Source organism: Acinetobacter sp. V2 (genome assembly GCF_001188385.1).
GTDB classification, from domain to species: domain Bacteria; phylum Pseudomonadota; class Gammaproteobacteria; order Pseudomonadales; family Moraxellaceae; genus Acinetobacter; species Acinetobacter oleivorans.
This window is the reverse complement of sequence record NZ_JZFB01000003.1, coordinates 32,481-44,055: the sequence shown is the minus strand read 5'-3', so window position 1 is coordinate 44,055 and position 11,575 is coordinate 32,481. Positions and strand designations below refer to the sequence as shown.

Here is an 11,575-nt window from a genome sequence, read left to right as displayed (position 1 = left end):
GCGGTTTCACGGCCGTCGTAAGCCGTGACTTTTTTGGTTTTGGCGTCGTAATACATCATAAAACCACTACCAGCAATGGTGCTCGATTGAGGTTCTACTAGACCTAGCACCGCTTGTACCGCAACGGCTGCATCGACTGCACTACCACCTGCTCTTAAAACATCACAACCCGCTTTTACCGCAAGTGGCGTGTTTGCCACCACCATATATTTATCTGCGTATTTAACCGTGTTACCGAGTCTATAACCCGACGCACCCTCAGGCGCTGCTGGGTCACCATTTTGGTTTGAACCGACCACCACGCTTGAACCGTCTTGTGCCAGTTTGCTACAACTGGTCGGGTCATTATCAACAATTAAATTGGGTGGGGTTGTATTTGAATCATCCTTGGGCTGATCTGAAGAATCATCTCCACATCCTTGTAATAAACCGACTGCTAATAAACTACTGAACAAAAATGAATATCTTTTATTCACGTGATAACTCCAATATATACGCCTGCCTATCCATGCAATTGCCATGCAAGCTTCTTTGTTTTCAGGTATTAAGTTTTTTTAATCTTTGATAAAAATAAGGTTTTATAATATTGAATGTTTAAGGGCGTTTTATCCTGTGCCCTGTATTAAGCCTCCTTGCTTGATATTACACGCTTTTATATTTGATCTGCCCGATTCTGGCATGCTTTATTTAGTGAAATACAGGCAAAATCTACCATTTATAGACTCGCTCTATTTTTTAATAGATCTAAAAAAAGCACCTCCGAAGAGATGCTTTTTTGTGTTTAGTGAGATGGCATTCCGCTGACATCTCCTTTGGGTTTCGGACACAGCCAAATGACCAGCCCCGCAAAGACAAACACCATCGCAAATAGCAAAAATACATGGTTTGCCGACATGGTAATCGCTTCTTTATCAACGAGGTTTGAAATAATCCCTAAGGTCGAGTCAGCCGAAAAACCATTTTGCGCAAGGTTATTTTGAACTTCGGCAGTATTTAGGTTTGACACCATTTCACTACGTGCAACTTTGGCGTGGTCGTCCCACACGGTCACCGCAATTGAAGCACCAATCGCCCCTGCCATGGTTCTTAAGAAGTTCATAAGACCCGCAGCAGATGCAATCTCTTGCTGGAGTACCGAACCAAGTGCAATATTCGACAGTGGAATAAAGAAGAACGGTACAGCAAAACCTTGCAGGATCTGCGGCCAAGCCAGTGCCATAAAGTCGGCGTCTGTGGTCCAGAATGCCCGCATTAAGGTCACGCCCCCTAGCAAAATCAGACCAAAACTGGCTAGTGCGCGTGGGTCATGTTTGGTCGAAAGCTTTGCCACAATCGGTGACATGGTCAAACTACCAAAGCCCATGGTTGCGGTTAAATATCCGGCCCATGTAGCGGTGTAAGAAAGGTTCATTTGCAGCCACTGTGGAATCAATACAATGCTGCCAAAGAACGCGCCAAAGCCGAGCGACAAGGCCAGTACCGAAATTGCAAAGCCCCTATGCCTAAAGACTTTGACGTCCACGACGGGGTGTTTGTCGGTCAACTCCCATATGAGGAACACCACAAAGCCTATGGCGGCAGTTAAGCCTAATACCACAATGCTGGTACTATTAAACCAGTCTCGTTCGTGCCCTAAATCGAGCATGAGCTGTAGTGCACCAATCCACAAAATTAACAGACCTAAACCGACGGTATCGATTCTTAAAGAAATCGTTTCTGTTTCGGCTGGTTTAAGCAAACGGATTGCCGCTAAAACACAAACAATGCCGACCGGAATGTTAATAAAGAAAATCCAGTGCCAAGACAGGTTATCACTAATCAGACCACCCAAAATTGGTCCTAAAATTGGCCCAACGACGGTCGTCATTGCCCATAGGCCCATCGCCTGCGCATGCTTTTCTTGAGGGAAAATACGCATCAGCAAAGTTTGGCTGAGTGGCATGAGTGGGCCACCGCATAGACCTTGTCCAATACGGAAAAACACCAGCATGCCTAACGAGTTTGCTAGGCCGCACAAAAAAGAAAAGATGGTAAAACCAATCAGGCCAAAAATAAAAACCCTAACAGTACCAAAGCGCCCTGCAAGCCAACCCGTTAAAGGTACACAAATCGCTTCTGCAACTGCATACGACGTAACAACCCATGTACCTTGTGTACTTGAAACAGCAAGGTTACCGGTAATATGCGGTACAGATACGTTGGCAATGGTCGTATCGAGCACGACCATAAAGTTCGACAAGGCAATAACAAACGCTGCCAGTAATAAACGGCCACCGCTTAGTTCGGCAAAAGGTGTTTGCGTTTTCATAAGCGTTTACTTCGCAGATAAGTCGACTTTTGCTTCCATCGACAAGCCAACACGCAGTGGGTGTTCAGCAAGTTCTTTCGGGTCAAGTGCAATACGAACTGGTAAGCGTTGAACCACTTTAATCCAGTTACCTGTTGCGTTTTGAGCCGGAATTAAGGCAAAGGCAGAGCCTGTACCACCGGAGAAGCCCATCACTTTGCCGTGATATTCAACATCGTCGCCATATAAATCTGAAGTAAGCGTAACGATTTGACCCGGACGGACTTTTTTCAACTGACTTTCTTTAAAGTTTGCATCTACATATAAATCATTCAGCGGCACAATCATCATCATGCTGGTGCCCGGTGCAACACGTTGACCAACTTGAATGTTACGACGTGTGATCACACCATCAACTGGTGCACGAATCACGGTACGTTCTAAATCAAGCTGAGCTTGTTCAACATGTGCCTGTGCAACTTGTACATCAGGTGTTGAAACTTCGCTTACACCCTGAATTAAGGCTTCGTTTGCAGCTAAGGTGCTTTCGGCAGCTTTACGACTTGAAGACGCTTGAGCCAAACCTGCTTTAGCAAGCTCTAGCCCGGCTTTCGCTGTTTCAACTGCACTTTGTGCCTTAGTGAGTTCTTCTTTAGACACTGCACCAGACGCAGCAAGTTGTGCACGGCGGTTGAGCTCTAACCCGGCTTTGTCGTAGTCAGCTTGCGCTTGAGCAACCTGTGCTTTAGCGCTATTAATTTCGTCAGCACGAACCACAACTTGAGAGTTTAAAGAGCTACTGTTTGCCGCGGTTTGTTTGTATTGGCGTTTTGCTTTTGCGAGTTCTGCCTCAGCTTGCGCTAATGCAATTTTGGCATCACGGTCATCAATACGAACCAGCACGTCACCACGATGTACCGTTTGGGTATCTTTTACGACAACCTGAGCGACCTGTCCGCTCACCATTGAAGTAATTTGCGCGGTTTCTGCACCGACATAGGCATTATCCGTACTCACGGAATTATTTAAAAATAATGCCCAGATTGCATACAAAATAGCGGCGATCAATAAAATCAGCGCAAAAAAACCAAGAAATTTTTTGCGCTTGTTTTGATTGTTTTCATCCGAGGCAGATGTTGTTGGCACTGTTTCTTGTACATTGCTTTGTGCATCAGTCATGGTATGTTCCTAAAGATGAGTTGGCTTTGCCATCAATCTCGCACTACACCTTGTTATAGAGTTTTTATTTTTCTATAAACAAGACATATCGCATTGTCAAAGGAGGTAATTTTAACGCTAAAACCTCATAATATGAGAATAAAAATTTATAACTCATGCGTTCGTTCTAATTAAATTAATGTTTATCTCAAAGTTTTTATGAAAATTTTAGCTTTTCAAACACTAAAAAAAGCGCACTCGGCGCTTTTAAATGGTTCAATTCATTGCTTAATAGGCATATGAAGCAATACCCGCAGCAATGGCTTTCTCTTCATCATTGACCATGGTCATGCGCATGGTGCAGCCCTTACGACCTAAACGTAACACTTCAGCACGGGCAATAAAATACTTACCACGCCCCGGTGCTAAATAATCTACACGCATATCGACTGTTGCCAAACGCGACACTTGTTTAATCGTTTCAGTTAAAGTTTCTGGGGTTGAACGGCGATAGAGATGTTCCATGGCCACAATTCCGCCAATACTATCGAGCAAGGTTGCAGCAACGCCGCCATGCAAAATCTGAAATGCCAGATTGCCAATCAGGTTGGGTTGCATCTCGATATAGCCTTCAATGTGCCCGTCCACCACACGCATAATCATTCCACTATGCTTAAAAAAAGGAGAGCTATTAAACGCCTTACATAATTGGTTGAGAACCACAGTTAGGTCAGTTTTTGCGCCTAAATGGATATTCCCAGTCCAATTTTTCTTTTCATCACTCATACATTGCCTAAATTTAAAAGCATGATAAACACCCATAATTTTGTACAAATCCAGCATTATGGGGCTACAATACAGCAGTCGGTTGACAGTAATGGAATATCCGCCAACCTATCCTAGTGTAATACCGAACATCGAGATTGTTATGACTTATACGTTCAATCGTCCTGCATTTCCAGCCACTCGCATGCGCCGTATCCGTAAAAATGACCAGTTGCGTGCGATGGTCAGCGAAACACAGCTCACTACCAATCACTTGATTTATCCAGTATTTGTATTACCGGGACAAAATCAGACCCAAGATATTCCAAGTATGCCAAACATTCAGCGTTTGTCGGCAGATTTGTTACTGAAAAAAGCTGAAAGACTTCTGGAATTGGGTGTATCAAAACTGGCTCTTTTTCCAGTTACCCCTCAAGAAGATAAAAGCCTTACTGCAGAAGCTGCATGGCATGAAGATGGTTTAGTACAAACCACTTGCCGTTTGCTTAAAAAAGAATTACCAGAAATGGTGTTAATTACTGATGGTGCCCTCGACCCATACACCACTCATGGTCAAGACGGCATTATTGATGAAACTGGCTATGTGCTCAATGACGAGACTGTAGAATGCTTGATTAAACAAGCCTTAAGTCATGCAGAAGCAGGTGCCGAAGTGATTGCACCAAGTGACATGATGGATGGCCGCATTGGCGCGATTCGTCAGGCTTTAGAAGCCAATGGTCACATCTATACCAACATCATGGCCTACTCTGCGAAATATGCATCTAGCTTCTATGGGCCATTCCGTGATGCTGTTGGCTCTGCATCCAACCTCAAAGGTGGTAATAAATATAACTACCAGATGGACTTTGCCAACCGTGCCGAAGCGTTACATGAAATCGCGCTTGATATTCAAGAAGGCGCCGACATGGTGATTGTAAAACCGGGCATGCCTTATCTGGATGTGGTACGTGAAGTGAAAGATACCTTTGGTATTCCGACATTCATTTACCAAGTGAGTGGCGAATATGCGATGTTAGCTGGTGCAATTCAAAATGGCTGGTTATCAGACTCAGTAATTTTAGAATCGCTCATGTGCTGCCGCCGTGCTGGTGCAGACGGGATCTGGACTTACTTTGCAGAAACCGCTGCTGAAAAACTCAAGGAAATGAACTAAGTTCGCAGAGAAAGGATAACACTGCATGCATATTGCAATCATTGGCGCGGGCATAAGTGGATTAATGTCTGCGCTGGAGTTGGTTGATCAAGGCTGTACGTTAAGCATTTTTGATCAACAACAAGCGGGACAAGCAGCCTCTTGGGCTGGCGGAGGTATTCTCTCTCCGATGTATCCGTGGCGCTATGTGCATGCAGTAAACCAACTTGCTCAATTTGGTAAAGCCTCTTATCAAGCATGGAACCAAAAGCTCTACCCTATTACAGGGATTGATTTTGAAATTCATGACACAGGCATGCTGATTTTTGATGAAGAAGATTTTGACGTTGGGCTTTCCTACGCCGAACAACATCAAGAACCCATGCAACGTTGTGAATATTTACAGCGAGATGCGCTAGAGCAAGTCAACCCGCATATTTCCGATCAATTTCAAGAAGCGATTTATTTCCCTGAACTGTCTAATATTCGCAATCCACGCGTATTACAGTCCCTGATTAGCTATTTAAAACAACACCCGAATGTTGAGTTTTTTGAACACACTGCTGTTAAAAAACTGATTCAACATGGCGATGCTATACAAGCCCTACAAACTGAAGATGGTCGCAAACATACAGCAGATCATTTTGTAATAACTTCGGGCGCTTGGAGCCATTACTGGAACTCACAATTACAACTCGAAATTCCAGTCGAACCTGTTCAAGGTCAAATGCTGTTATTTAAAACCCCCGCTCACTGGCTACCGACCATGTGCATGAATCGAGTGATGTATCTGATTCCACGTATGGACGGCCATATTGTGTGTGGGTCAAGCATGGCACATCGTGGTTTTGACACGTCTACAGACGAAACCACCCAGCACAATATTTTAGAAGCATGTTTAGAAATGGTACCTGAACTGGCCGATTTCCCGATTGTACATCGCTGGGCAGGACTCAGACCAAGTTCACCAAATGGCGTTCCGTACATTGGCAAAATGCCTGAAATGGATAACCTATGGGCAAACTTTGGTCACTTTAGAAATGGGTTATGTATGGGTGCAGGCTCTGCACAATTGCTCCGTCAGCTTATGCTAGATCAACCGACATTAGTGGATGCCAAAGCATATTCCCCAGAGCGTTTGCAAAATAAAATCTTAGCCTGACACCAATATATTCTCTAAAGCCATTTTTAACTGAGGATAAGCAAACTCAAATCCTTCTGCTTGCAGAGCTGCGGGTTTGACGTATTGCCCATTTAAGATCAATTGAGACTGTTCCCCTAACAAACAGCGAAAAACCGTGCTTGGTGCTGACAACATTGGTTTCTTATTGAGTACCTCAGCTGCTTGTTCAACAAAGGCCTTTTGGGTCACATTTTCTGGCGCTACTACATTATGAATTTGGGCAGATTGAGGATGCTTAAATATAAACTCGACTGCGTTTAACACGTCTTCAATGTGTACCCAAACCACAGGCTGACGACCATGACCAATTTGACCGACTAAATTGAGTCGAATCGGAAGCAACATTTTAGGCAAGATACCACCGCCCTGCCCAAACACTACGCCTAAACGAATAATTTTAGTATTTTGCTGAGGATCTGCTAAAGCTGCTCGTTCCCACTCTTGGCAAAGCTGAGACATAAAAATAGGCTGTGGTGGGCTTTGTTCGGTGCACACCTCTGCCCACTTTTCCTGATCATCTATTCCGTAATAGCCAATGGCCGAACCAGAAACAATCACTTCTGGAAAAATTTCAGATTGCTTGAGCCATGCATATAACTTTCGGGTCGTGTTTACTCGGCTTTCAATGAGTTGTTTTTTACGTGACTCGGTCCAGCGTTTTTCACCAATATTTGCACCTGCCAAATTCACCACATAGTCAATTTGACGTGTCGTAATATCTTCGAATTTTTGCACCCACTGTAAGGCAGGATGGTCAGATTTCTTTCCAGCCTGCCGTGTCACAGCAATCACGTTATAATTTTTTTGCAGCAGGAACTTAATTAAATGCGTTCCGATAAAACCACTGGCACCGGTGATTAATACATTCTTATTCATATTTCCTCCAAAGCCGAGGACACAAGTTTTATTTAATTATATAAGACTCATTTATATTTAATCGTAGCTGTTTATGTAGTGATCTATTGCACATTAAACATTTTGTCTGCCATTCGCTGTGCCTGTTTGCCATAAAACCAGTAGGTAATTAAATAAAGCGGAATAGCTAACATTAAAAGCATAATCACCATAATGCTCAAGAACTGAGGTTGTTTGAGGTAAAGCATAAAGTTCTGCAAAATCTCAGGGTCTTTTCTGGCAAATAAAAACAGACCAAATAAAACACCACACAAGTTATAGCCCCAAAAAATCAGGGTAAAACCTAAAGTAAATTTCTTTTTTTCTTGTACAGTCGGTGCACGGCGTTCTTTCTTTAAAAATTTAAATAAGACAAAAATCATTGCCCCTAAATATGGAACGGCTGTTAAAATACCGCCTACACTCGCTGGTAATAGTGCTGCAACCACACCTACAATTAAGGTCAGTACAATGCATAAACCAAAAAACCAGAGAAAGTAAGAACGTAATTTGGTCATATTTTTGCCTAATTTATGGGTTCAAAAAATAATTATAAATTTTTTTCGATTTTTTTTCATTTTTCTGTCAACCAATTCGAATCTCTTGACGTTATATAGGGTAATAAGGTCGCAGCAACCGAATACTTCCTTTGCACGGCATCCGCAAAATTGTTTCGGTGACCTTTCATTACGACTCTTTCCTTCCTTCGGATTAGGTTTTGTTAGCAGCCGAAACCCTTGATGAAGTTTTTGACCGACGATTCTCTCATCACTCGAATCGTCGGTTTTTATTTTCTAGCACTTTCATTTATTTTACGCTCAACATACACAATAGTCCTTTCGTGGCTATAAAGGCTATGCGTATACTTTTTGCACCATAAAAATATGTTTTAAATAATATGAACAATATTGCCTATTTTGAAATCCAGTCTTCAAACCCTGCCCGCGATGCGCAGTTTTATCAAGCTGTGTTTGGCTGGCAATTTAAACTCGATGAAAATTTACCGATTGAATATTACCGTATCGAAACGCCTTCAATTATGGGTGGACTATTAAAACGCCCAGCCCAAACGCCGCCAATGGAATATGGCACCAATGCATTTACCTGTTCGATTCAAGTCGAAAACTTCGATGAAGTGGCTGCAAAAATTTTAGCGCAAGGTGGCATTGTCGCGATGGATAAATTCGCCATTCCGGGCCGTGCTTGGCATGGTTACTTTGTCGATTTAGACCACAACGTTTTTGGTATTTTTCAAGTCGATGAAAATGCAGCTTAAAGATCTTAATTAACGACTTTATTTATTTTTTAATGTATAGCCACCGCCTTTTTATCGGTGGCTATTTCATATTATTTATTCAGCAAAGCTAAAACTGGCTTCACATGTAATTGGGAAATTCACCGAATTGGCAATCATGCATTCATGATGCGCTTCTTCATGCAGTTTTGCTGCAAGCTCTTGGTCAGCACCTTTTTCCAAAACAATCTCTGGTCTTAAAATAATTTGGGTAAAGTGGCCGCGTTTAACTGGATCTGTATCTTCCATAAAACCAAGTGCTTTGTCGACATAACTCAGTACGTGAATATGATTGACTGCACATAGGTGCAAATACCAAAGCTTATGACAAGCTGAAGCTGATGCAACCAATAAATCTTCTGGGTTCCATCTGGTCACATCACCTAAATAGGCTGGGTCTGATGAACCTTGAATCGTGGCTTTTTGCGGATGTTGAATACTAAAATCTCTTTTATATGAACGATAAGAAGAAGTGCCAGTTCCTGTATTGCCTTCCCACTGTATTTTTACTTCGTATTCATGAATGGTCATTTTTTTCTCAAAGTTCATGGTTTAAGTCGATAGTAACAAACCAAAGTTTAAAGTGAAAAATTTAATTTAAGTTTCAACTTAGGCTTAAATAACGAGCACTTTAAAATGTCTTGATAAAATCTCCTGCCAATTTATGCTAACGTATCTGTGTTTATTTTGGCTTGATGTCTGTTTCTATGTCCGTACATTTTCTACATACTTCTGACTGGCATTTGGGGCAGTTTTTTTATAATCATTCACGCCACTACGAACACCAACAATTTTTAAGCTGGTTACTCACTCAAATTCAAGAAAAACAACCGCATGCCCTACTCATTGCCGGCGATATTTTTGATGTCATTAACCCGGGTTCTCAAGCACAAAAACAACTCTACCAATTTTTAGCAGATGCACACCGTATTGCACCACACATGCAAACACTCATGATTGCGGGTAACCATGACTCAGGCTACCGTATTGAACAGGTCGAGCCACTCTTAGAAAAATACAATGCAAAAACTGTGGGCGTGGTTCGCTGGAATGAAGATAAAACCCTAGATCTCGATCGACTACTTTTACCTATTTATAATCAAAATCAGGATATTGTGGCGTGGTGCCTTGCTCTACCTTTTTTACGCTCGGCCGAAATTACGGGCTTTAATGAACATACCACCAACAGCAAAAATGCGATTGCCTATTTGCACCAGCAACTGATTGCCGAAGCAAAACGTCGTAAAACACCAGACCAAGCCCTAATTTTGATGTCGCATGCGCATATGCAAGGTGGGGAAACATCCGACTCTGAACGTCCAATTATTATTGGTAATGAAGAAGCACTTTCAACGACTTTATTTGAAGATGCCGTCGACTATGTCGCTTTAGGGCACTTGCATAAACCACAAAAAGTAGGTCAGCCGCATATTCGTTATAGTGGCTCGCCGATTCCGCTTTCCTTTAGTGAAATTAACTATAAGCACCAAGTAGTTGAAGTCAAAATTGACCTGACTCAAGAAGCAGACAACCGTTTGCAATTTGAAGCTGTAGAAATTCCGCGTTGCATACAATTGCACCGTATTCGTGGTGAGTTAAACGAAGTGCTGCAACAACTCAAAGCATTGCCAAACGGCATGATTGAGAATATTGACCACCGTGAATATGTCGATATTGAATATTATAGTTTAACGCCGCCCCAGCCTAATTTACGTCAGCAGTTTGAAGCAGCCCTACCGCCTGACCGCTACCGTTTAGTGCGTATTTCACGTCAATATGTGAATAAAGACGCTACTGATTCAAATACCACTCAGCAAATCGCTCTTGAACCGCCAACACCAGAAAAACTCTTTCAAAATATCTGGGAAAAACAAGGTTACAGCGCCGATGATGCTGTCTTAAAAGATTTTCTGAGTCTGGTACAAGAAGCACAAAAAAATCTTGAAAATGATGCAACCCCTTAAGGATATGTCATGAAAATTTTATCCATTCGAATAAAAAATCTGGCATCTCTTTCTGATGAACACTTTATTGATTTTGAAAGCGCACCTCTCGCCCATGCCGGTTTAATTGCGATTGTGGGGAAAACGGGGGCTGGTAAGTCGACCATTTTAGATGCAATGTGTTTGGCTTTGTTTAATCGGGTTCCGCGCCTTAAAGACAGCGATGGTAAATTAAAAGATGTTGATGGTTCAGAGTTACTCACCAACTCACCTTTAACTGTCTTACGCCGTGGTACAGGACATGGTTTTGCTGAACTTTGCTTTATCGCACAAGATCAAAAACGCTATTTGGCACGTTGGGAAATTAAACGTGCGCGTGAAAACCCCAATGGTAAATTACAAAGCGTGCAACGCCATTTAAAATGCCTGACCGATGGCGTTGTACTTGCCGATAAAGCCAAAGCGGTTGATGAAAAAGTTAAACAAATTACACAGCTTTCTTTTGAACAATTTACACGTGCCGTATTACTTGCCCAGTCAGAAGTGACTGCATTTTTAAAAGCAAGAGACAGTGAACGCGGTGAATTACTCGAATACCTAACTAACTCCAGCATTTTCGCTAAAATTGGTGAGCTGGCTTTTCGTAAAACAGCAGATATTGCAAAGCAGCGTAAACAGCTCGAAGAATTCTTAGGCCACATTGAAATTTTGTCTGATGAAGAGATTGCTGCATTTACCGAGCAATATCAGCAAGTCGAGCAAAATCATCAAAAATTAGAACAACACAAAAATATCTTAGACAAACAGCAACAATGGTTTGAGCGTAAAGTAAAACTTGAGCAAGAAGTTCAAGCTAAACAACAACAGTTTCAAACCCAGCAAAACCATCATCAGC

The 11,575-nt window shown here is 42.3% G+C and carries 12 protein-coding genes; 5 read left to right on the top strand and 7 right to left on the bottom strand.

The features are described from left to right. The 4 genes from UC75_RS21270 to UC75_RS11165 form a co-directional block, all read right to left on the bottom strand. Positions 1 to 476 (bottom strand): gamma-glutamyltransferase (locus tag UC75_RS21270; RefSeq protein ID WP_228137290.1); only part of this gene is annotated, 476 nt, incomplete at its 3' end. A gap of 305 nt (positions 477 to 781) precedes the next feature. Then, positions 782 to 2,308: a DHA2 family efflux MFS transporter permease subunit gene (locus UC75_RS11175; protein WP_013198748.1), complete on the bottom strand. Its 1,527-nt coding sequence runs from the start codon at positions 2,306 to 2,308 to the stop codon at positions 782 to 784. Positions 2,309 to 2,314: 6 nt separating this feature from the next. Continuing rightward, on the bottom strand, positions 2,315 to 3,466 hold the full coding sequence (locus UC75_RS11170) for an EmrA/EmrK family multidrug efflux transporter periplasmic adaptor subunit (RefSeq protein ID WP_049837637.1): 1,152 nt from the start codon (positions 3,464 to 3,466) through the stop codon (positions 2,315 to 2,317). 267 nt (positions 3,467 to 3,733) lie between these two features. Continuing rightward, the gene (locus tag UC75_RS11165) at positions 3,734 to 4,231 is read right to left on the bottom strand and encodes a thioesterase family protein (RefSeq protein ID WP_005303182.1); all 498 of its coding nucleotides are present in this window, start codon (positions 4,229 to 4,231) and stop codon (positions 3,734 to 3,736) included. 142 nt (positions 4,232 to 4,373) lie between these two features. On the opposite strand from UC75_RS11165, the gene hemB reads away from it, so the two are divergent. Further along, on the top strand, positions 4,374 to 5,387 hold the full coding sequence (gene hemB / locus UC75_RS11160) for a porphobilinogen synthase (protein WP_005075335.1): 1,014 nt from the start codon (positions 4,374 to 4,376) through the stop codon (positions 5,385 to 5,387). Between the two features lie 25 nt (positions 5,388 to 5,412). Next, positions 5,413 to 6,528 carry an NAD(P)/FAD-dependent oxidoreductase gene (locus UC75_RS11155; RefSeq protein WP_049837636.1) on the top strand — a complete coding sequence of 372 codons (1,116 nt, stop codon included), beginning with the start codon at positions 5,413 to 5,415 and terminating at the stop codon, positions 6,526 to 6,528. Here UC75_RS11155 and UC75_RS11150 read toward each other — a convergent pair. Further along, a complete protein-coding gene (locus UC75_RS11150; RefSeq protein ID WP_049837635.1) occupies positions 6,520 to 7,425 on the bottom strand; it encodes a TIGR01777 family oxidoreductase in 906 nt (301 codons plus the stop codon). The genes UC75_RS11155 and UC75_RS11150 overlap by 9 nt on opposite strands. 83 nt (positions 7,426 to 7,508) lie before the next feature. Then, positions 7,509 to 7,961: an ABZJ_00895 family protein gene (locus UC75_RS11145; protein WP_039756915.1), complete on the bottom strand. Its 453-nt coding sequence runs from the start codon at positions 7,959 to 7,961 to the stop codon at positions 7,509 to 7,511. A gap of 380 nt (positions 7,962 to 8,341) precedes the next feature. On the opposite strand from UC75_RS11145, the gene UC75_RS11140 reads away from it, so the two are divergent. Continuing rightward, positions 8,342 to 8,719: a VOC family protein gene (locus UC75_RS11140; RefSeq protein WP_049837634.1), complete on the top strand. Its 378-nt coding sequence runs from the start codon at positions 8,342 to 8,344 to the stop codon at positions 8,717 to 8,719. Between the two features lie 75 nt (positions 8,720 to 8,794). Here the strand turns inward: UC75_RS11140 and UC75_RS11135 are convergent, their stop codons facing one another. Continuing rightward, on the bottom strand, positions 8,795 to 9,268 hold the full coding sequence (locus UC75_RS11135) for an OsmC family protein (protein ID WP_212771775.1): 474 nt from the start codon (positions 9,266 to 9,268) through the stop codon (positions 8,795 to 8,797). A 164-nt stretch (positions 9,269 to 9,432) separates the two neighbouring features. On the opposite strand from UC75_RS11135, the gene UC75_RS11130 reads away from it, so the two are divergent. After that, positions 9,433 to 10,701: an exonuclease SbcCD subunit D gene (locus UC75_RS11130; RefSeq protein ID WP_049837632.1), complete on the top strand. Its 1,269-nt coding sequence runs from the start codon at positions 9,433 to 9,435 to the stop codon at positions 10,699 to 10,701. A gap of 9 nt (positions 10,702 to 10,710) precedes the next feature. Next, positions 10,711 to 11,575 (top strand): AAA family ATPase (locus tag UC75_RS21265; protein WP_228137289.1); only part of this gene is annotated, 865 nt, incomplete at its 3' end.